The 21,955-nt window shown below is 37.9% G+C and carries 16 protein-coding genes and 1 pseudogene; 5 read left to right on the top strand and 12 right to left on the bottom strand.

What is annotated here, in order from left to right:
• Window positions 1-51 precede the first annotated feature (51 nt).
• From FJR11_RS17850 to rpiA, 5 genes are all read right to left on the bottom strand, one after another.
• Window positions 52-585: a hypothetical protein gene (locus tag FJR11_RS17850; RefSeq protein ID WP_168506070.1), complete on the bottom strand. Its 534-nt coding sequence runs from the start codon at window positions 583-585 to the stop codon at window positions 52-54.
• Window positions 586-670: 85 nt separating this feature from the next.
• On the bottom strand, window positions 671-1,852 hold the full coding sequence (locus FJR11_RS17845) for an aldo/keto reductase (protein ID WP_168506068.1): 1,182 nt from the start codon (window positions 1,850-1,852) through the stop codon (window positions 671-673).
• Window positions 1,853-1,957: 105 nt separating this feature from the next.
• The gene (locus FJR11_RS17840; protein WP_168506066.1) at window positions 1,958-3,043 is read right to left on the bottom strand and encodes a hybrid sensor histidine kinase/response regulator; all 1,086 of its coding nucleotides are present in this window, start codon (window positions 3,041-3,043) and stop codon (window positions 1,958-1,960) included.
• Window positions 3,044-3,057: 14 nt separating this feature from the next.
• Window positions 3,058-7,059 carry a PAS domain S-box protein gene (locus FJR11_RS17835; protein WP_168506064.1) on the bottom strand — a complete coding sequence of 1,334 codons (4,002 nt, stop codon included), beginning with the start codon at window positions 7,057-7,059 and terminating at the stop codon, window positions 3,058-3,060.
• A 258-nt stretch (window positions 7,060-7,317) separates the two neighbouring features.
• Window positions 7,318-8,028 (bottom strand): ribose-5-phosphate isomerase RpiA, encoded by a 711-nt coding sequence (rpiA, locus tag FJR11_RS17830; RefSeq protein ID WP_168506062.1) that lies wholly within the window; start codon window positions 8,026-8,028, stop codon window positions 7,318-7,320.
• A gap of 242 nt (window positions 8,029-8,270) precedes the next feature.
• Between rpiA and FJR11_RS17825 the strand changes: the two genes are divergently transcribed.
• Entirely contained in the window at window positions 8,271-8,942 is a 672-nt protein-coding gene (locus FJR11_RS17825; RefSeq protein WP_168506060.1) for an S-layer homology domain-containing protein, read from the top strand.
• Here FJR11_RS17825 and FJR11_RS17820 read toward each other — a convergent pair.
• The 3 genes from FJR11_RS17820 to FJR11_RS17810 form a co-directional block, all read right to left on the bottom strand.
• Window positions 8,939-10,156, bottom strand: a complete 1,218-nt coding sequence (locus FJR11_RS17820; protein ID WP_168506058.1) for a M20 family metallopeptidase — start codon at window positions 10,154-10,156, stop codon at window positions 8,939-8,941. The two genes, FJR11_RS17825 and FJR11_RS17820, sit on opposite strands and share 4 nt — an antisense overlap.
• Before the next feature lie 128 nt (window positions 10,157-10,284).
• A complete protein-coding gene (gene bioD / locus FJR11_RS17815) occupies window positions 10,285-10,968 on the bottom strand; it encodes a dethiobiotin synthase (protein ID WP_168506056.1) in 684 nt (227 codons plus the stop codon).
• A 66-nt stretch (window positions 10,969-11,034) separates the two neighbouring features.
• A complete protein-coding gene (locus FJR11_RS17810; RefSeq protein WP_168506054.1) occupies window positions 11,035-12,714 on the bottom strand; it encodes a serine/threonine-protein kinase in 1,680 nt (559 codons plus the stop codon).
• Between the two features lie 765 nt (window positions 12,715-13,479).
• Between FJR11_RS17810 and FJR11_RS17805 the strand changes: the two genes are divergently transcribed.
• The gene (locus FJR11_RS17805; protein ID WP_168506051.1) at window positions 13,480-14,496 is read left to right on the top strand and encodes a ribose-phosphate pyrophosphokinase; all 1,017 of its coding nucleotides are present in this window, start codon (window positions 13,480-13,482) and stop codon (window positions 14,494-14,496) included.
• Between the two features lie 65 nt (window positions 14,497-14,561).
• Here the strand turns inward: FJR11_RS17805 and FJR11_RS17800 are convergent, their stop codons facing one another.
• Window positions 14,562-15,134, bottom strand: coding sequence for an HD domain-containing protein (locus tag FJR11_RS17800; RefSeq protein WP_168506049.1), 573 nt, complete (start codon window positions 15,132-15,134; stop codon window positions 14,562-14,564).
• 88 nt (window positions 15,135-15,222) lie between these two features.
• On the bottom strand, window positions 15,223-16,563 hold the full coding sequence (locus FJR11_RS17795; protein WP_168506048.1) for a serine/threonine-protein kinase: 1,341 nt from the start codon (window positions 16,561-16,563) through the stop codon (window positions 15,223-15,225).
• Window positions 16,564-16,680: 117 nt separating this feature from the next.
• On the opposite strand from FJR11_RS17795, the gene FJR11_RS17790 reads away from it, so the two are divergent.
• Entirely contained in the window at window positions 16,681-16,890 is a 210-nt protein-coding gene (locus tag FJR11_RS17790; RefSeq protein ID WP_168506046.1) for a ribbon-helix-helix domain-containing protein, read from the top strand.
• Between the two features lie 192 nt (window positions 16,891-17,082).
• Entirely contained in the window at window positions 17,083-18,873 is a 1,791-nt protein-coding gene (typA, locus tag FJR11_RS17785) for a translational GTPase TypA (protein ID WP_168506044.1), read from the top strand.
• Between the two features lie 346 nt (window positions 18,874-19,219).
• Here typA and FJR11_RS17780 read toward each other — a convergent pair whose 3' ends face one another.
• Both FJR11_RS17780 and FJR11_RS17775 read right to left on the bottom strand, forming a co-directional pair.
• A complete protein-coding gene (locus FJR11_RS17780; RefSeq protein WP_168506042.1) occupies window positions 19,220-19,696 on the bottom strand; it encodes a DUF1499 domain-containing protein in 477 nt (158 codons plus the stop codon).
• 162 nt (window positions 19,697-19,858) lie between these two features.
• A pseudogene (locus FJR11_RS17775) lies at window positions 19,859-19,984 on the bottom strand (transketolase C-terminal domain-containing protein); the annotation flags it as partial.
• Window positions 19,985-20,122: 138 nt separating this feature from the next.
• Here FJR11_RS17775 and FJR11_RS17770 point away from each other — a divergent pair.
• The gene (locus FJR11_RS17770) at window positions 20,123-21,955 is read left to right on the top strand and encodes a VWA domain-containing protein (protein WP_168506040.1); all 1,833 of its coding nucleotides are present in this window, start codon (window positions 20,123-20,125) and stop codon (window positions 21,953-21,955) included.

Below are 21,955 nucleotides of genomic sequence, written 5' to 3'. Positions count from 1 at the left end.
CCATACAGCAAAAGACTTTAAATTCTATCGTCAGTCACCTGCTTTTTAAATTCAATCATATAACCAAGTATTTTTGGAAAAATCCTCACTGTCTTGATTGGGCTTTTCTTGAAGTCGTTCTATTGATCTATGGGATTTTTTGTATTGAATGGATTTGGCAATTTGACTAGCTTGTGAACTAGGTTGTGGATGAGTTGTTTGGCTAGGTTGTTTAAAAACTTTGATTTCTTCTAACAACTGAGAGTTAGAATCTGCTAGTTGCAATGCTGTTTGTTTAGTTTCATAAAGTTCTTTAGTTAAGCGTTCTGCTAATGCTTCCTTGTCAGAAACAGCTATTTGCAAATCACTAATTTGTTTTTCAAGAATAGATTTTTTCTCTGTCAATTTATCAACTGTTCGTTGCAATTTTTGAATACTAGCTTCTAGTTTTAACTGATTGTTAATTGGGAGAATGGAAGTATCAGCGGGTTGTATTTGTGTTTCTAATACTTGTTCAGCCGTAATTTCAATGACAGGTTCACCTTGCAGGGGTGTAAATTTCGTGTTTTCTTCTTGTATTAAGTTAGAGAGATTTTTTTTAGGCATTACTTGATGAACTCCATGATCTGATCATGATTCAAGTATAACCCGGATTTCTCAACAGGGATTTTGTAAATTAGCACAAGGGAATTTAACTCTGAGATAACCGCTTCACCTCTGCACCCCCTAATATCTCTTGAGCTTTAGCTAACATCTGCGGGATTTTATCAGCGTGGGGACTATTAACAAGACATTCTCGTAAATCTAATTCATCTAAATTATCAGCCCGATTACCAGGAAACCAAGAACCACCATTAACTAAGAGATTATAGCGCATTTTGCCATACTCAATCATGTCATAAGCTAAGGCTAAATTTAACAACCACAAAATCATCCGAATATTTATTTGTCCTGGTGTTTCTTGCCAACTTGGTAAATTCGTTTCCCAGGTTTTTACCCAATCTTCTCCTAAAACATTGATAGCTTCTGACTCTAATCTAGAAATAATTGGTGGTAAAATTTCTGCCGCATGATCTAACAGTTCTAAAGTTTTTAAGTGTTCATCAAAATCACTTGGTTTTGCTGCCCCTATACTCAAAGTATGCACCTGGGGATGACTCAGACAAAATAAATTATTAAACACCATGGGACTCAAAGGCGCACACAAATCAACTAACTTTGCTGGGGGTTCATATAATAATCCACCTTTATTAGATGGGCTAATAATAAACACACCCATATCTAATTTGGTTGCAGCTTCAATTGCTGACCAATTTATTTGATTAATATAGTACCAATGCAAATTAACATAATCAAATTGATTAGTATTAATTGTTTGCAAAATTATATCTGTGGATCCATGGGTAGAAAAGCCAATGAATCTCACTTTACCTTCGGACTGTAACTGTTTGGCTACTTCTAAACAACCGCCATTAGTAATACTATATTCCAAACTTTCTGCATCATTAATGCCATGTAAACCCAGCAAATCAACATAATCTAACTGAAGATAAGCCAAAGATTTTTCAAACTTATTGCGAAATTCTTGAGGATCTGCAACCGGAGGAACTTTAGTTTGTATTATTAACTTTTCACGGGGAAACTGAGGCAGGATTTTGCCCAACTGCATTTCCGATGTTCCATAAAACCGCGCAGTTTCAATGTGATTAATTCCCAATTCTACAGCCCGACGAATAGTTGCTTCTAAGTTTTCTTGATTATCTGTGGGAATTTCTGCCGGTGTAACATCCTGCCATTTATATTGATATCGCATTCCCCCGCAAGAGAAAACGGGCATTTGTAATTCTGTTCTGCCAAAGCGTTTGTATAGCATTTGTGATTTTTGTAAATGTCCAATCAAAATCTAATTTGTAGTTAGGGATTTCAGCCTAAATTTGATGATTTAATTGCCAATATCATTTGCACAATTATAGTCATATTAATTTGTACTTGTTTGCATATTAATAGTAAATATACTACCTGTAGGCTGATTATCTTCTATAAAAATTGTGCCACCATGAGCATCAATCACCATTTTACAAAATGCCAGGCCTAAACCTGTTTGGGAAACTCCTTGAACTGGATTGCCGACGGCATACTTATCAAAAATAGTTTGTTTTAATTGTTCCGGCACTCCTATTCCTGCATCACTTACCTGAATTACCACCTGTGCAGAAGTGGGATAATATACTCGCAGCATCACCTGACTATTATTCGGTGAGAATTTGAGAGCATTGGAGATCAGATTATCGAGAACTCTCCTAAATACAGCTATATCCAAGCTGACAAAATGACCTGGTTCAGGTAAATCTCCAATGAGTTGGATGTTTTTTTGAGTTGTGAGGAGTTGGAAATCTTTTAATACTGAAATACACACATAATATAAATCAACGTCTTGCCGATTTAGTGTCATCTGTCCAGATTCCAGTTTAGCTGTCCAGAGCAAAGTATCAATCATGGATTGCAATTGTTGGACACCGAAAACAATTTGTTCAAGTTTGGGCTGGTACGCTGTGTGTGGTATATTTGGTAGCTGAAGAATTTCTGCACAGAGCAAGATATTGGCTAAGGGATTACGCAAGTCATGGACAATCATATTAACCATATCTTCCCGCAATTTTGTCAGTTCTTCCAGGGCATCATACTGTTGTTTTAATCGCAGCATTGAGCGAATTCTCGCTTGCAATTCAGTTTTATTGACTGGTTTACTGACAAAATCATCAGCGCCTGCTGCTAGACACATTGCCAAATCTTCTTTAGAATTTAGGGCTGTCACCATAATAATAGGAATATGCTGCCATTTGAGATTAGCTTTAATTATTTGACAAACCTCAATCCCATTTAATTCTGGCATCATTACATCTAACAAAATCAAATCTGGCTGAATCATGTTCATACGCTCTAGGGCTTTTGAGCCATTAGAAGCATAGTTAAGTTCATATTTTTCATTGATTAGTAAAGCTTCGATTACATCAAAATTGTCTGGTTCGTCATCTACTACTAACACTGAGTTTAATTTCTTCATAAAATTCTCACATCCTATCTAACCAAATATTGTTGGATTGTATCAACTAAATGTTTAAGTCGCAGAGGTTTTGATATATATTCATTAATTCCTGCTTCTAGACATTTTTCTTGATCCCCAGGCATAGTCAAGGCTGTAAGGGCAAAGATAGGAGTATTAGTTAAAGATTCATCAGCACGAATATGACGCGTTGCTTCTAGTCCATCCATTCCTGGCATTTGAATATCCATAAGAATCAATTGGGGTTTGTGAGTTTTAGCCAGATTAATGCCTTCCGTACCATTTCTAGCTACGACAATTTGATATCCTCGACTGATCAGATAATCTGATACGGTACTAATATTAGCTTCATTATCTTCTACTAAAAGAATGAGAGGATTAACAACAGATGAAGATGTGCTAATTTTCTTGGGTTGTGGATCTTCTACCACTGGGTTTATCGGTGGAGATGGAATAGATGAAAACAATTGTTTGAGTATCTTGCTAAATTTATCATAATTAATTGGCTTGCATAAAGATTCTTCTGCACCCAAGGACATAGCCTGTAATCGCTCATTTTCTTTTCCTATCATCACAACAGGAATTAAGCAAGTTTGTAGATCAGCTTTGAGTGCTTGGAGAACTTCCCAAGCGGAAATATCAGGAAGATGACTATTGAGAATAATTAAAGATGGACGGATATGTTTGACTTCTGTGACAGCCCCTTCTCCCTGGCTATAAATGGCAAATCTTATGCCCATTTTTTTGAAGTAGCGAGTCAATTGTTTATTGGTAGTATAGGAGTCTTGAATTAATAATACTTGGGAATTTTGGCTGGGTAATAAGTGCGTGAAAGTAGGAGTTGGGGTGTTAGTTAAATCTTGTGGTAAATCAGTCTGATAAAATAGCTTAATAGTAAAGCAACTGCCTTCACCAAGTTTGCTTTTCACAGAAACAGTACCACCATGTAATTCAACAATCTTATGTACTAAGGCTAAACCCAAACCTGTACCTGCATACTGACGACTGAAGCTATTATCTATTTGTACAAAGGATTGAAAAAGTTTATTGATGTTTTCTGGAGCAATGCCAATGCCTGTATCAATGACTGAAAATAGGATATGGGTTGGGGAAACAGAATTATTTTCTAAATCAATTGGTTCTACTGTAACATCTAATTGAATATTGCCATGATCAGGAGTAAATTTAACTGCATTACTCAATAGGTTAATTAAAACCTGACGCATATATCTTTCGTCAACAATTATTTCCCTAATTCCTTCAGCAATATTCATATCTATGTGCAGATTTTTTTTAAGTGCTTGTTGACTAATAAATGTCAAGCTATATCTGCAAATATCAATAACGGAAACAGAACTAAGGTGTAATTCTAGTTTACCTGCCTCAATTTTCGAGAGTTCGAGGATATCATTAATTAAATCTAGTAAGTGTTTACCACTGCGTTCAATGGTTTGTAATGATTGTCTTTGTTGAGGATTAATTTCGCCAAAGGTATGATCCTGTAATGCTTCAGACATACCCAAAATGGCATTGAGAGGGGTACGTAGTTCATGACTCATGTTGGCGAGAAATTGATCTTTGAGTTTAGTAACACGTTGTAGATTGGTGTTAGCAATAGCTAATTCTTCGTTACGTTGCTGGAGGTCATTTTCTATATTTTTACGTTCGGTAATATCTTTCTGTAAAATCAGAATGTAGTCTGGCTGATTTTCTTCGTTATAAATTATAGTGGCAGAACTATCCATAATTCGTAGTTCACCATTTTTCCAGTAAAATTCAACTTCTTGATCATCACTACCCTGCTGTAAAACAGTAGAATAGTTTAACTGACACAGTTTTTGGGAAGTAAGCGATAAAAAATCTCTCAAAGGTTTACCGACTAATTCCGCTTCTGTGTAGCCAGATTTATTAATTACTGTGCGATTTATTTGTTGAATAATCCCTTGAAGATTGAGGACATAAATATAATCGGGGGCTACTGTAAACAAGGTGCGAAATCGCTTTTCGCTTTGTTGCAAATCTAGCGTTCGTTCCTCAACTCTCTTTTCTAATTCTTGATTGAGTAATTTTAAGGATGCTTGGGCAGCTTTGCGGGCAGTGATATCTTCAACAATGGTAATGAAGTATTTTGGTTCTCCAGTAGCACTTCTTAGGAGACTAACAGTCACATTTGCCCATACAATTAAACCATCTTTGCGAATGTAGCGTTTTTCCCTAACGAAATTTTCGATCTCACCTGTAAATAATTTTTCCCGCAGATCCCAAGCAATCATTCTATCTTCTTGATGGGTAATTTCTGGAACAGAGAGAGCCAGAAGTTCTGACATTGAATAACCAACGATATCACAGAAGCATTGATTAACTCGTAAAAATTGTCTATCTAAACTTATATGAATCATGCCTACAGCAGCTTGTTCAAAGGTATTACGGAATAATTCTTCATTTTCTTGTAAAGCAATTTCAGCTTTGCGGCGTTCTTCTAGCTGAATTTGAGATAATTCGTAGGCATTAGCTTGTTGAATAGCGATCGCTAATTGTACCGCTAATCGCTCCATTGTTTCTAAATTAAATTGTTCCCATTGACGATAGTTATCACATTGATGCCCAATTAACAATCCCCAGAATTGATGTTCTACAATAATTGGTATGATCAATTTTGATTTGACTTCATACTTATCTAAAAGTTGTAAATAATCTTCTGGATAGTTAAATTCATGAATATTAGAAATAGCAATACACTTACCTGGGGGATAAACTGAAACGAGTTCACGATAAAAATAGGGATCTTCGATTGGATCATCAAGAGATATTTTTTTCTCTGAAGTCACTGATTGAGAAACGATTGTGCTGAGATGATTGGGGAGAAATTTATAAACTATAACCCGATCACATTTTAGTAACCGCCGGACTTCGGTTACAGATACATTGAGAATTTCTTGAATATTTAGGGAACCACAAATCCGGGCAGATATATCTGCTAAAAATAGTTCCTGTTGGGTTTGATTATATAATTCTTGGGTACGTTTCTGAACTTGTTCTTCTAATTCAATATTACGGTTTTTAGCTAACTCTAATTTTTCTGCTTCTAGTCGGTCATTTTTTCTTTTTAGAGTGGTTACCAATTTGTAAATTTCTATGGGATTAAGAATTTGTAACATATTACTATTAGTTACAATTCCTGCTAATTCTCCTCGCTCATTAGTAATAACAATATGGCTAATTTTTCGTTTCTGCATCAATAAGTTTACAGAAAAAAGCGAATCTTGAATAGATAAAGAAAATACTGGTGTACTCATCACCGTTTCTACCTGGACTTTAGCAAAATCCAGTTTTAAGGTTTGAAACTGCACCACATCTCTTTCTGTAATAATGCCTAAAGGAATTAATGCTCTCTTTGCTTCCGCACTTTCCTGTTGTTTAGTAATCACCACACTACTAATTTTATGTCTTAGCATCAGTTCAATAACTGTTAACAGGTTAGTAGTAGATGGTACATGAATTACATTCCTCGTCATGACTTCTGAAATCAGACGTAAGCGCAGTAAATCCTCTGGACGCAGCAGTTGCCGCAATCTATCATGGGTAATTAATCCTACAACCTCTCCATTGTCATTCAGTAGGGGTAAATGACGGGTTTTGTGTTGATTGAGGAAGTTTAAGGCTGCAAAGATATCAGTAAATTCAGACTTACGCATGGTGATTACTGGACTCACCATAACTTCTGCAATGGTTATACCCACCAGTGAAAACCTTGCCGCACTGATACGAATTATATCTCTTTGCGTGAAAATTCCTATAAGTATATTGTCTTTAACGACTAATGCACAACTAATATAATTTTTTGTGGACAGCAATGAAAAATTGCTATTAACGTTATCCTCTAAAGAGCAGTTGGCTTGTAATGTACTCATGAGTGCCAAAACTTCAGTTACCAATTGCTCAGGGGACACAATGAGGGGATTGTTGATAATAACTTGTGTTAGAAGATTTTCTTCTGTCAAAAAAGTATAAGACATATTAAATAGGGTGTAGAGTGGGAGAAAAATTAAGCTACTACACTTTTAAGCTAGTTCCATTGTACAGTTATGTCTAGATTACTCAAGTTGCTAGTTAGAAGCAAGCATACAGATGATGTTACTAGCTGCTATGAATGAAAGAAACAATTTTTTCTTCCCTACACCCCTGTTTCTTGAAAGTAAAGCTTACACCAGTATAATTTGTAATTACGCTCTCTTGCTTTTTTCCTAACTAGCAACGGACATAGCTAGACTAGGTTAAAGCTGTCTAACTACAGGTTTACCGTCAATAACTTCACCAACGAGAACTATATCGGCACAATTAACAAAAATACCATTTTCCAAAACACCAGGAATATTATTCAGGGTTTTTTCTAGGTTTACCGGGTCTTCAATGTTATCAAATGTAACATCTAAAACCATATTACCTTGGTCAGTAATCACTGGACCGGCTTTTCTCACACCCATCCGCAATTCTGGCTTACCACCGAGTGCTTTAATGGCATTGGTGACGGGGGTAAGTGCCATAGGAATAACTTCAACTGGTACAGCGAAACTAGAACCCAACCGATCTACTAATTTACCACCATCAACGACTACAATAAACTGTGCTGCTAGGTAATCTACGACTTTTTCGCGCGTATGTGCCGCACCGCCACCTTTAATCAAGTTTTTGTGGGGGTCTACTTCATCTGCCCCATCTATGGCAATATCAATATGGTCTACAGCGTCTAAAGTGGTGAGGGGAACGCCATACTCTTTTGCTAAAACTTCTGATTGAAATGAGGTGGGGATACCGACAATATCTTTGAGTTCACCTGATTTGAGACGTTCTCCTAAATACTGAATCGTGTAAGCTGTGGTTGAACCTGTACCCAAACCAACTATGGAACCAGATTTTACCAAATTGGCAGCGGCTCTGCCAACTTCTTGCTTCATCAATTTAACGGGATCTGCTGGTATGGACATTCTTTAACTCCTGAACAATTCACGCTATGGAAGATACTATCACAGCCGACTATACTACAAAATTGGTAATGGTTAATAGATAAAATTTTAAAGGATAATTAATTAAGTTACAATCTGCTCTAAATATAAAGTTTTATCAATTATGCCAAAAAAATCCTCATCACTAATTATGTAGAAAATTGGCAACTTTAATTATGCAATCAATGTCAATATTTATGATGCGGTTATAAAATAATGGTCAAATGAAAAAATTACTGGGTACATTGACTTTAATCACACTGCTGCAAACTTGCCCAATTATTGCCCATGCACAATCACCAAATGCAATACCTGTTACCAATTCAGAGTATATACAAAAGGTAATTGATTCTCAGTTAATGGATAATTTTCCCGATGGTGAATTTTATCGAGATAGGTTAATTAGTCGGGCAGAACTAGCATCAATTTTAGTCAAAGCATTTTATTTAGATAAACGGCTAATAAATCAACAAAAACAATCTATTTTTGTCCCTGATGTTCCTAGTTCTAATTCTGCATATCAAGACATTCAAATAGTTTTGAAAACCGAGATTATGAAAGGTTATCGGGGAAATATGTTTTTCCCAAACCAAAAGGTAACTAGGGCAGAAGGTTTAGCAATTTTTGCCCAAGCTTATGGGGTTTTTCAATTTCCTGATGATACTGTTAATGAGATTCTTTCGTCTCATCCAGATGCCAAAAATATTCCTGATTGGGCTAGAAAAGCCATCGCTACCGTCATAACGGAGGAATTTATCAATATGGATTCACAAGGCAATATCTACCCACTACGCCCCATGACCAGGGGAGATTTAGCCTATGTATTGAGTAAGTATTTGCAACGACAACAGAAACAACCGGAAACGCCTATAGTTCCCGGCATTTCTCCATTTTAAGCCAAAAACTTTTCCATACAGCGGACAAACATTTCCACACCCATTGGTAAAGCAGTTTCATCAAAATCAAATCGGGGATGATGATGAGGATAATTTAATTTTTTCTCTGAATTTGCAGAACCGAGAAAAAAGTAACAACCCGGAACTTCTTGCAAGAAAAATGACATATCTTCTCCACCCATGGTTTGACATTCAGGAACGATACCAATGGGGGTTTCTATCACTGCTTCTGCAACTGAATGCACTAATGCAGTGATGCCAACATCATTGATAACTGGGGGATAAAGATGAGTATAATCCAAGTCATAATTTGCCCCATGACTTTGACAAATTCCGCCAATAATTTGCTGAATCCGTTCTTTAAAAAAACCTGCTAAATCAGGATTGAAATATCTCACAGTTCCGCTCATTCTCGCAGTATCAGCAATCACATTAACTGCTGTCCCTGCGTGGAGTTCTCCCACGGTGACAACAGCCGAATCAATGGGGTTAACGTTGCGGGAAACAATAGTTTGTAAAGCATTGACTATTTGCGCCGCCACAACTACAGAATCTACGGTTTGATGAGGCATTGCCCCATGTCCACCTTTACCAAAAATGGTGCAACGGAACAATTCGACAGCGGCCATTAATGCCCCTGGGCGAACTCCCACTGTCCCCAAGGGCAGATTATTCCATAAGTGTAAACCGATAATGGCATCAACATCAGGGTTCTTAAGTACACCTGCTGCGATCATGGGTTTTGCACCACCGGGACTTTCTTCTGCGGGTTGGAAGATAATTTTTACAGTGCCGCTAAAGTCTTGACGGTGTTGATTGAGGTAATAGGCTGTGCCGAGAGCGATCGCTGTATGTCCATCATGTCCACAAGCGTGCATTACCCCATTATGTTGGGAACAATAGGCAACTTCATTCTCTTCTTGAATAGGTAAAGCATCCATATCAGCCCGAATTGCTAATACTTTGTCATGCCCAGGTTTTTCACCTTTGATAATAGCAACAATGCCCGTTTCTGCAATCCCTGTTTGATGGGTAATTCCCCAGTTTTGCAACTTTTGGGCAATAAACTCAGCGGTAATTTTCTCTCGAAAACCTAATTCTGGTTTTTGGTGAATCTGTCGTCTCCATTCCACTAATTGCGGTTGTAAAGCCCGAATTTCTAACCGCACATTTTTGAGATTTACCGTTGAAGCCAGAGGAAATGTAGAAACCATATTTATCAATTAAAAATTCAAAATTCAAAAGTTAAGATCCCCGACTTCTTTTTTAATGATGTCAATAAGTGATAAATTAATGGTAGAAGTCGGGGATCTGGTTTCTCTAGCTGAATGCTTACTTTTAATCACCTATCATAATATAATGTTTCCCAATCTAAAGCCGCTGCCACTGCGGCAAGTTTTTCCAAATCTCTAGGATTTTCTAAATAGGGAACACAACCTAAAACAGGTATGTTTGTCAATGATTGAATTAAGTCTGGTGGAGTTAAATCAGCAATTTCTTCTTGGGTGCGGGGTTGGGTACAATTAAGAATAATTCCGCGCAGATTGATTTTCTTTTGCCGAGCTAATGCTACATTAGCAACAGCACTCGCTATCGCTCCCAATCTCACCGGCACAACTAAAATAGTTTGTAATCGCCATTCACCTGCCAAATCAGCCACCGTCAATTCATCAGTAACCGGTGAACCTAAACCCCCCAAAGATTCCACCAACACAAAATCACGCTGTTTTTGCAAAGCTAACAAAGTTTGCCAAACTATCGCTAAATCAACTTGGCGATTTTCCTTAGCAGCGGCTATAGGTGGGGCTAAAGGTGCTTGAAAATACAAAGGTGTAATTTCTTCTGGTGACTGTTCCAAATTAAACAGAGTTTGGTACAGTTCCCTATCTCCTACCCCCGATTGAATTGGCTTCATAATCCCCAAACTGCGCTGGGGATAATATTTTTGCCAATAAGCTGCTAATGCTGTCGTGACAACAGTTTTACCAGCGTCCGTATCAGTTCCCGTAATCAGTAAAGTATTCAACAACGTTTTCTGCTAAAAATGACAACTTAATTTGCTTCTTCTGATAATTTAGCTTAAAAATTAGCGTTAATTAGTCCCATTAAACCCTGCTGTGGGAGTTTCCGTCGGAGTTGGCGTTTCTGTCGGAGTTGGAGTTTCCGTGGGAGTTGGAGTTTCCGTGGGTGTGGGAGTTTCCGTGGGTGTGGGAGTTTCTGTTGGGGTTGGCGTTTCCGTGGGTGTGGGAGTTTCCGTCGGTGTGGGAGTTTCCGTTGGGGTTGGTGCTTCTAAAGCCACATTCAAACTATAATTAACCTCCGATACACCCCCAGACAAACCTAATTGAATCATATATTTTCCGGTATCCGGCAATATTCCCTCATAGGATGTAGATTGTGGATCTTGAGTATTAATAATTTCACCATCAGCATTTAAAATTGTCAAGACAATGCCACTACCCTCATTCACAGATACAGTTAATTTTTGCCCGATTTTCCCCCGTAAACTATATTGAACTAAATCATTTTCTTTCAGTATCCCTTCTACTTTCGCCGTGTTAGATTGGTCTAATTTGAGACGTTGGCGATTAACAACAGGTTCACTGTTAGTCGGTGTGGGAGTTGGTGTCAATGTTGTTGCACTAGGAATAACCGGGGAAGGAAAGGATTGGGGAGTTGTGATTGTTTCTGGTGATTTTCGTGACTGACTTCGCAACGAACTCACCAATGTCCAAGAACCAAATCCTGCTAAAATAATCACAACAAAGCCAATTACTCCCAACGCCCAAGGATTATCTAAAATAGAGCTACTTTGTCCAGAATTACCGGAATTAACTGAAGGTTGGAGATTTTCAGGTGCTGTTGATCTGGGTTCAGGACGATGACCGACGGCGATAGTTTGCAGATAAGATAAATTAGCGGCAGGTTTGCTGGTATAGCTGATATTAAGCATTGCTTGAGCAACATCAGCAGCATTTTGATACCGTTCCCCCGGCAGATAACTCAACATTCGCTGCAAAACTTGAGCAAATTCCGGTGTCACTGTTGTCCACTGTTGCCAACGCCAAGTTAGTTGCTGCTCATCAAATAAGTCCGCTGGTTCTTTCCCAGTTAACAAAACTATCGCCGTCACAGCCAGCGCGTACAAATCACTACTAGGATATGCTCTGCCCGTTTGCATTTGTTCGCTAGGCGAATAACCTAGCTTGCCCACAGTAGTAACTGGTGTGGGACTGGAAGATTGTAATTTTGTCGCTAATTCTTTCACTACCCCAAAGTCAATCAATACGGGCAGATAATCAGTTTCCCGTAAAATCATATTCTCTGGGGATATATCCCGATGAATAATTCCCTGTCCGTGAATATAACCAAGAACAGGTAATAAAGTCCGTAATAAATGTAATACTTCTGCTTCAGTAAAAGTTGTGCTAACTTCCTGGCGTTCTTTCAGCAAATGGCGGTAAGTCTTGCCAGCTACAAAATCTTGCACCAAAAACAATCTTGCGTTTTGAGCAAATTTTTCTCTAAATTTAGGAATTTGTGGATGCTCAATTTGATACAAGATAGCAGCCTCTCGCTCAAATAACTCCTGTGCCTTCTCCCCATCAGATGTTCCTGTTCCTGGGGCAATTAATTCTTTGAGAACACAAAGCTCATTAAAGCGTCTTTGGTCTTCTGCTAGATAGGTTCTACCAAATCCCCCCTGTCCAATAATGTGAATTATGTGGTAACGATTTTGTAGGATAGTACCAACTGTAATCGGTGATTGCATGGTCTATTAATTGAATATAATAGCAACTGAGCTAGAACGGGAGCAAAAGCATTATCCATCCACAACATGACTTAAGCTGTCTTAATTGTAGCTGTCGTAATTTTCCTCAGTCACCCAGGTTACAAGGAAGTGTATACTAAAAATAAGTCTTGCATTATTCTATTCTCACATTCTGCCTTTAGTCAGGATGTGTCTAACATAGTAGCAGCTATAATCAAGGATAGGTAAATCAAGCAGCATTAGCAGCAATGGTCAAAATTACCGTTTAATTTTTGCCTACCTGATAAATGGTAGATTGTGGTGTACCGTTGATTCTACTAAGTTTTTTTGATTCATAACATAAATATTTAATAGTTCATTAATTTGTCACTAGTATCATAAAATAATTAATTGCACATTCAGTGCTTTTAATTCATGGGTGTTCTAGCACCTCAGAGCTAACTTGAGAATCACTATAATCTGTGAGTAATCTCCTCTGGGTCACAAAAAAACCAGTAGAATCAACAATCTACTCATCTACCAGCGCAACTGTTCACCAGATTTGGGCATTTTACCTGAACCCAGAAACTTGGAACTCTGAAACTATTTGACAGCCTAGATGTCAGTTAAATTACTTGTAGTTTGTTTCCCAGGAAGACCAAAAAATTAGGAATTGTTAATTTTATGGAGAAATATTTCAAGTTTTCATGAAAACTTAAACAAAACTGATAGATGTTTTGTTTACTCTATTTTTGTTAAATTTGCTCAATCTGTGATGATATTTCTATGAATGCACTTCGAGGATCTGCTGTGCTGAGTTCTGCAACAATACCCGTCCAGTCAATAGCAACGGGACTACCTGACAATAATCGCCTACGGCTGTTTTCCGGTTCTGCCAATCTGGCACTATCGCAAGAAGTCGCTCGTTATCTAGGCATGGACTTGGGTCCAATGATTCGCAAAAGATTTGCGGACGGAGAACTTTATGTTCAAATCCAAGAATCAATTCGGGGTTGTGATGTCTATTTAATCCAGCCCAGTTGTCAACCCGTCAATGATCATTTGATGGAATTACTAATTATGATTGATGCCTGTCGTCGGGCTTCTGCACGACAGATCACAGCAGTAATTCCTTACTATGGTTATGCTCGTGCTGACAGGAAAACGGCAGGAAGAGAATCTATTACGGCTAAATTAGTTGCTAACTTGATTACCCAAGCAGGTGCTAACCGAGTTCTGGCAATGGATTTACACGCAGCCCAAATTCAGGGTTATTTCGATATCCCCTTTGATCATGTATATGGTTCACCAGTGATCCTGGATTATCTCATTAGCAAAGGATTACAGGATATTGTGGTTGTTTCCCCAGATGTGGGTGGGGTGGCACGGGCAAGAGCTTTTGCGAAAAAATTGAATGATGCTCCATTGGCAATTATTGACAAACGCCGTCAGGCTCATAATGTGGCCGAAGTTTTAAATATCATTGGTGATGTTAGAGGCAAAACCGCCATATTAGTGGATGACATGATTGATACTGGCGGCACGATTGCAGAAGGGGCGAGGTTGCTGCGTCAAGAAGGAGCTAGTCAGGTATATGCCTGTGCTACTCATGCAGTATTTTCACCACCGGCAATTGAAAGGTTATCCAGTGGGGTATTTGAGGAAGTGATAGTCACTAATACCATTCCCATTCCTGACAGCGATCGCTTTCCCCAATTGGTGACGCTTTCTGTCGCTAATCTCCTGGGAGAAGCAATTTGGCGGATTCATGAGGATAGCTCACTCAGTAGTTTATTCCGTTAATCAGCAAATAAATATCATCCCAAAGGATGAAATATAAATTTATGAAGGATGAAAGTTTTCGTTCTTCATTTTTTGTATCCAGCTAAAATTTCTAATTCGGCAACTACCCTTTCTAATTCTGCTACTAAGGGCGTAATTTGATGTTTTTGGAAAGCATTTGCGAGGGAACGATAATACCAAAGTGTGCCTTCTTTTCCACCTTGAAACCGTTCCCAAACTGCATCACCGATAATCCGATAATCTTTGAGAATTGAACGGACGTTATGGAGTTTGTCAGCGGCAGAAACTAACAATACTGCTGGGGAAGCGGTGGCAATATGGGCAATATAGGCTTCTTTTCGGGGTTTCCAAGGGGGTTTGGGTGTGGTGTCTGCATCTGTGCAACCATCAACTATGGCGGTGACATGATCCCCAAATCGCCGGCGAATTTCTGCTCTGGTGGCTGCTCCGCCTTGGTCTTCTATGGCATCATGTAATAAGGCAGCGATCGCTTCGTCTTCGTTTGCACCATATTCTAAGGCGATGCTGGCTACTCCTAGTAAATGGGTAATATAGGGAATATCCCCAGCTTTGCGTTTTTGCGTGGCGTGGAGTTCGTGGGCGTAGGTCAGCGCTTGGGTAAATCTTTCTGATAGCATTTTTTTAAGAGGAAATGAACCACGAAGGAGCGAAGAACACGAAGGAAGAGAAGAAGAAGAGAGATTTATTACAAGTGTCAATAGTAAATTAAATATGACATTGTTCTAATTTTGAAATCAAAGCTTTAACACGACCTAAATCACCATCCCAATAAGCACCAAACCAGCCATCTTTCCACACAAAGCCCAAAAATTCTAGATAAGCAGGTAAATGTCCATCAGGAGCATAAATACTGAAATTATATTTAGAATATGGAATCCACGATTTTTTAACACGCCACCCAACAATAGTACCAAATTGATCTATATTTCCTTGGACATAATCCCAAGTTTTATGTTGAACACTAAAACCAAATTTACCTTTGCTATAATTTATCCATAGTTGATCAATTATACGAAATTCTTCACAGGAAATTTTTTTAATAGATTCGGAATCAAGCCAGCGTCCTTTTGTGGGACAAGCTAAAGAAAGCATTAGATTACTGGTTTCTATATTCGCACCTCTCCAGTTTCCATCCGCTAGTAAATCACGCAGTTTGTAATAATCAGATTTCAAAGATGGAATAACAGGAAATGAGTTGCTTTGATTTGGAGGTGCAAAGTAAATTTTACTGACAACTTCTGCACCTAATAATTTTAGCCAATTTTCCACCGACTGAGGACGATTTTCTGGTTTTAATTCCATTCCTTTGATTATTGCATGATTAACTCTATCACTAATACTAGAATTAATCTTTTTTGCTTCTTCCAATTCTGTACCAATAGCTCTCATTGGTGATATAGTTGGTAATTCTCCAGTTAACACAGAATACAAAGTTGCAGCTAAAGCATAAACATCTGTAAATGCTCCCCGTTTTGCTCTAGCATCATATTGTTCAATTGGTGCAAAACCATCAGATAATATTTTGGTATGGGTTTTAGTTAAATTCGGTGTAAATTCTCGCGCAATCCCAAAATCAATTAACACGGCTTCTGATTTACCAGAACGCAACATGATATTTTGTGGTTTAATATCTCGATGTAATAAGCCGTTATTATGAACTACAGTTAATGCTGATCCAATTTGCTGAATATAGCTTAATGCTTCAGCTTCAGATAAAATACCTTGATTTTCTACTAAAGTTCCTAAATCTTCCCCATCAATATATTCCATCACCATACACCAAAGATCATTTTCATGAATGACTTCGTAAATTTGCACAATATGAGGATGACTACATTTAGCTAATTTAATCGCTTCGTTGAGAAAGTCTTGTTGAAATTTAGCAAAATCAGCACGTTTTTGAATTACATCATTTAAAGTTTTGATAACAACGAAATTTCCCTGATTATCTCTAGCGCGATAAGTGATTCCAAAACCACCTTCACCTAATTCTTTTTCTATGGTATATTTACCATTTTGTAATTGCTGTCCTGATAACCAAGCCATAACCTGTAAACTTATAAAGTTATAAGTTCATTTTGGCACAATTTTAGTTGTAAGTGCTAATTTCAGCCCCTCATGAGTCTAAAATAGTAGACATACTAACTTTTATCAAAAACTACTATGGCTGCAATCACCATCAATATTCCAGAGGAACAATTACAACAACTACAAGTAATGGCACAAGCAAACGGGATTTCTCCTGAAGAATTATTACGTGCCACTATAGAAGACTGGCTCAATTATCCAAAAAGTGATTTTGAGCAAGCCGCAAATTATGTAATCAAGAAAAATTCTGAATTGTACCGTCGTTTAGGGGTATACGCGAGTTAGCTTTATTGAAGCAAATACCCTATATCTCAAAAATGCTCTTGATATTTATTATCAAAATAACAATATTTGTGACAATTACGCTAGAATTATTAAAGGTTCGTTACAGAATTGGCAAATCATCCCCACTTCTGTTAAAACAACCCAACATTAAGCTTCTTAATCTAAAAACCCTAAAGTTTACCCAAATCATCTATGACGCTCCCAATTCGTAACGTCGCCATTATCGCCCACGTTGACCACGGTAAAACCACCTTGGTTGATGCTCTCCTCAAACAGTCCGGCATTTTCCGCGAAGGCGAAGACGTTCCGGATTGTGTCATGGACTCCAATGATTTAGAGCGGGAACGAGGCATTACAATTCTTTCTAAAAATACAGCGGTTCGCTACAAAGAAACCCTGATTAATATTGTTGATACCCCTGGACACGCTGACTTCGGCGGAGAAGTAGAACGAGTTCTCGGCATGGTGGACGGTTGTATCCTGATTGTTGATGCCAATGAAGGCCCAATGCCCCAAACCCGCTTTGTCTTGAAAAAGGCTTTGGAAAAGGGTTTGCGTCCTATCGTTGTTATCAACAAAATTGACCGTGGACAATGTGACCCCCATATCGCTGTGGATAAGGTCTTGGATCTGTTCTTAGAATTAGGTGCAGATGAAGACCAGTGTGATTTCAAATATCTGTTTGCTTCCGGTATGGCTGGTTTCGCTAAAGAAACTTTGGAAGCAGAATCGGTAGATATGCAGCCTCTATTTGAGGCTATTCTTCGCCACGTTCCTGCACCTGTGGGCGATCCTAACAAGCCTCTGCAATTGCAAGTTACTACCCTGGATTATTCTGAATATTTAGGCCGGATTATCATTGGTAAAATCCACAATGGGACTATCCGCGCTGGACAACAAGCCGCTTTGGTAGTGGAAGATGGCAGCATTGTCAAGGGTAAAATCACCAAGTTAATGGGATTTGATGGTTTAAGACGGGTAGATATGGAAGAAGCTACCGCAGGTTACATTGTGGCTGTAGCTGGTTTTGCTGATGCTTACATTGGCGAAACTATTACAGATCCTAATGAACCTCTGGCTCTACCATTGATTAAGGTGGATGAACCAACTTTACAAATGACCTTCTGGGTTAATGATTCACCTTTTGCTGGTCAAGAAGGTAAATTGGTAACATCTCGCCAAATCCGCGATCGCTTATACCGCGAATTAGAAACAAACGTAGCTTTGCGCGTTGAAGACACCGACTCTCCTGATAAATTCTTAGTTTCTGGTCGGGGTGAATTACACCTGGGTATCTTAATCGAAACCATGCGTCGTGAAGGTTTTGAGTTCCAAGTATCTCAACCTCAAGTAATTTACCGCACAGTTAATGGTCAACCTTGCGAACCTTTTGAACTTCTAGCTTTAGACGTTCCCGCTGATGCTGTTGGTAGCTGTATTGAACGGTTAGGACAACGGAAAGGGGAAATGCAAGATATGCAGCCCGGTGGTGGCGATCGCACTCAATTAGAGTTTATCGTAGCTGCCCGTGGTTTAATTGGTTTCCGAGGTGAATTCATGCGGATGACTCGCGGTGAAGGCATCATGAACCACAGTTTCCTTGATTATCGTCCCCTTTGCGGTGATATTGAAGCCCGCAACAAAGGCGTTCTCATCTCCTTTGATGAAGGTGTTTCTACTTCCTACGCCATGAAAAACTGTGAAGATAGAGGCGCATTCTTTATCGGTGCCGGAACTAAGGTTTACAAAGGTATGATTATTGGTGAACATAATCGTCCCCAAGATTTGGAATTGAACGTTTGTAAAACTAAGCAGTTAACCAACCACCGTTCATCTGGTGGTGAAGAACTTACTCAGTTACAAACACCCATAGACATGAATTTGGAACGAGCTTTGGAATACATTGCTCAAGATGAATTGGTGGAAGTTACACCTGAATCTATTCGTCTTCGTAAGATGTCCAAGAAATTGGTGAAACGCTAATAGCTGTAGGGGTGGGGTTTTCCCACCCTGATTTTTTATTTGTATTGATTCAGAAAGATAACTTTTTTAAATATCCGGTTTTATAAAATTTGCACTTTTGCAATAATTAGCTTCTATTATCAATATTATTGAGAATATTATCAATAAATTTACGGAAATAGGTTTTTTCAGCCATTGATATTGACATAGTATTTTTTTCTGCTATTATTTAGTTAAAATCCAAGGGCATTATATTTTTATTTTTTATTATTCCTCTGTGGGTTGAGCGGTTTAAAGGTATTTTATCGAACCACAGAGGCGCAGAGAACGCAGAGGGAAGAAACTAAGAAGAAACTAAAAGGTAAAATTAAATATTTAAATCCTTTAAAGCTAAACGAATTTGCTCTAAGCGGGTGCGGTTGACTCCAAAATCAGAATCTCCCACACGAGATGAGGAACGGATATGAATTATTGATTCATTGTTAGGGAAATTAAATTCTACATCATCAACGAATTTGAAGATGCGGCTTTTGGAAATAGCATGAATATAATTATCTGTTTGTTCTATAACTTCTGTGCGGGGAACAACTGTGAGAACTTTGAGTAAGGTTTCTCTGGCTTTATCTCGCGCTACATGATAGGTAATCGGTGCAATGGCGTGTTTTGCATCAGCATTTTGACTAACAACACAATTAGGGGATGTTGGACAAGGACGAAGAGAACCTGACTCAATTCCCAAGCTGGAAGCGGAAGCAGTTGCAGGAACTATTAAAGTTATTATCAGAGTTAGGAATACTGAAAAAATAATATTTTGTATTCGGGCGATAGTTGTTAGGTTGGACATTATTGGTTTAATGCTATATTTTGCAATTTTAGATATTTTATCAGTTTTCAATTAAATAATTCATTTGTCTGAATCAGGATGCTCTGGATTAAAGGATGTACAGGATTAAGAAATTCATTAAATTCTGATTCAGACCAAAAATAAACAGGATCACAAAGTACATACAAAACGGGCATTAATCACAGTTGCTTGAATACAATGTTCGCAGAGAATTTCTGCTGCTTGCATTCCTTGGTAAACTATTGTACCATAGCCGATGATTGATACATCATCATCTTGACGGAGCAGTTACCTTTTAAGAACTTGCAATTTTAACGAAATTTAGTTATTAAAAATACTTTCATATTGCAGAATATTACTTATTGCTTCTGGCTTGAACTAGGAAATTTAGTCAATCTAAACTGATATAGGTGGAGATATCTATCAATGGGTTTTGCTAACTTAAAGCAGTATTGTCAACATATATTATACCAAAGTATTGCTACTGTAACTTTGGTATTAATTTCTTGCATTTACCCGACATTTGCTCAAACTACGCCTAAAGGTGGAATTGATTGGATTGTCGTAGTAGATACTTCTGCCTCCATGCGTGGAGTGGGGGGGACAAAAAATATATTTACTCAAGTCAAAAATTCTATTACTGATTTTGTTAATACTGCCAGAGTTGGAGATACAGTAACTCTTTATACATTTGATCGGGATGTACAATTAAAAACCCAAAATATTGCCATTACCAAGAATGAAGACAGAGGGAAACTCAAGCAAATGATTAACGCCCTCCAAGCTAATGGAATGCGGACTCATACAGGGAAAGCAGTACAAGCGGCTTTAACACATTCTGCTAAGTTAAATCAACGTGGTGATGCTCTAGGTAGAACTGTCAGTATAGTATTTTTGACAGATGGATTAGAAGATGTGCGCGGAATTCCTAATCCTGTGACTATTCCTAGCAACACCCAATTATTACAACAGCAAAAATGTAAACCCTATGTGTTTTTTGTTTCTTTAGGACTAAAAGAACACGAAAAACAACTAAATAACTTTGCTAATAATCCTGCATTGTGTAAAAAAGGACGGGTATTAAGAGATCCAGGGGGAGCAAAATTAAACCAGTTAGCGCAAAGTATCCGACCAATTTTAATTAAACCTCAGTTGGATGTTGATGTACCTATAAATAACACACAACCAATATCACCTGGTAGCACTACTCAACCTTTTAATATTAATGGTATGAGTAATGTTAACGCTAAGGTAAAGGTGAAACTAGAAGATCCAAATCAAAGTGGTATTAGCTTAATTAAACCAAATCAAGAAATTAATTTAGGAGCTAATCAACCTACAGCTATTCCCATACAGTTAAAAATTCCCGCAAATGCCAAGGGTGGAACTGAAAATATCCGCTTGGTTTTAACTTCAACAGATAAAGCGATATCACCTATTCCAATTGAATTACCAGTAACAATTAAATGGCTAATAGATGTACAGCCAAAGAGTCTAGATTTTGGTTCTGTAGAAGCAGGTCAAACTACTAATTCTCAAACATTGGTAGTTAATAGCAATCAGTCAGGAACAGCTAATTTACAGTTTCCAGATAATCCTCAAGATGTTTCTTTAGGCACATCTACAAAAGCTATCTCCTTGACAAGAGGTGAGAATAAAATTCCTATACAGTTGCAGGTATCTGATAACAGTTCTGATGGTAAAAAAACTTTAACTTTGGTCTTTACTCCAGATAATTCTCTTGTTAATCCTATCAATACAGAAGTTAATCTTGATGTCTTGATGCCACTATCCAGAAAAATAATAATTTGGTCACTTTTATTCCTGCTTCTATTATTAATTGTTCTCATAGTGGTTTGTTTAATTCAACGCAAAACACCTTGGGAATTAGTTCAAGATATTCGTAACCGCAACCACCTAGAAGGTGAATTAGAAATCATTGCACCATTGCCAACATCACCAGAAGATCAATTTATCAGTCTTACCCAACTACAAACAAATAAAGTAACTTTAAGTAAGTTGATATCCGCAATTTCCACAATTGACAGCGATGCTGAATTAACCACAACTCGCCAGTTAGGGAAAAAGAAAGTTTATTTAAACCTGATCAAAGGTAAAATTATTATCAACAATGAAGAAATAACGACTACGGAACTATACGATCAGGATACAATTAAAATCGGTAATATTAAATTGCGATATTACTGGCATGGCAACCAACGCCCCTTTGAGCAAAACACTGGGGAATACAAGTTTTAA

Source organism: Anabaena sp. UHCC 0187, assembly GCF_009712035.1.
In the GTDB taxonomy this organism is placed as follows: Bacteria; Cyanobacteriota; Cyanobacteriia; order Cyanobacteriales; family Nostocaceae; genus Dolichospermum.
The sequence above is the reverse complement of the archived record's forward strand: the minus strand, read 5'-3'. Positions and strand labels throughout refer to the sequence as shown.

Bases quoted from the DNA above. Each gene is read 5' to 3' on its own strand.
- FJR11_RS17835 (WP_168506064.1), bottom strand. From the start codon at position 7,059: ATGTCTTATACTTTTTTGACAGAAGAAAATCTTCTAACACAAGTTATT.
- FJR11_RS17805 (WP_168506051.1), top strand. From the start codon at position 13,480: ATGAATGCACTTCGAGGATCTGCTGTGCTGAGTTCTGCAACAATACCC.
- FJR11_RS17800 (WP_168506049.1), bottom strand. From the start codon at position 15,134: ATGCTATCAGAAAGATTTACCCAAGCGCTGACCTACGCCCACGAACTC.
- FJR11_RS17825 (WP_168506060.1), top strand. From the start codon at position 8,271: ATGAAAAAATTACTGGGTACATTGACTTTAATCACACTGCTGCAAACT.
- typA (WP_168506044.1), top strand. From the start codon at position 17,083: ATGACGCTCCCAATTCGTAACGTCGCCATTATCGCCCACGTTGACCAC.
- FJR11_RS17810 (WP_168506054.1), bottom strand. From the start codon at position 12,714: ATGCAATCACCGATTACAGTTGGTACTATCCTACAAAATCGTTACCAC.
- FJR11_RS17795 (WP_168506048.1), bottom strand. From the start codon at position 16,563: ATGGCTTGGTTATCAGGACAGCAATTACAAAATGGTAAATATACCATA.
- FJR11_RS17780 (WP_168506042.1), bottom strand. From the start codon at position 19,696: ATGTCCAACCTAACAACTATCGCCCGAATACAAAATATTATTTTTTCA.
- FJR11_RS17820 (WP_168506058.1), bottom strand. From the start codon at position 10,156: ATGGTTTCTACATTTCCTCTGGCTTCAACGGTAAATCTCAAAAATGTG.
- FJR11_RS17850 (WP_168506070.1), bottom strand. From the start codon at position 585: ATGCCTAAAAAAAATCTCTCTAACTTAATACAAGAAGAAAACACGAAA.
- rpiA (WP_168506062.1), bottom strand. From the start codon at position 8,028: ATGTCCATACCAGCAGATCCCGTTAAATTGATGAAGCAAGAAGTTGGC.
- FJR11_RS17840 (WP_168506066.1), bottom strand. From the start codon at position 3,043: ATGAAGAAATTAAACTCAGTGTTAGTAGTAGATGACGAACCAGACAAT.
- FJR11_RS17770 (WP_168506040.1), top strand. From the start codon at position 20,123: ATGGGTTTTGCTAACTTAAAGCAGTATTGTCAACATATATTATACCAA.
- FJR11_RS17790 (WP_168506046.1), top strand. From the start codon at position 16,681: ATGGCTGCAATCACCATCAATATTCCAGAGGAACAATTACAACAACTA.
- FJR11_RS17845 (WP_168506068.1), bottom strand. From the start codon at position 1,852: ATGCTATACAAACGCTTTGGCAGAACAGAATTACAAATGCCCGTTTTC.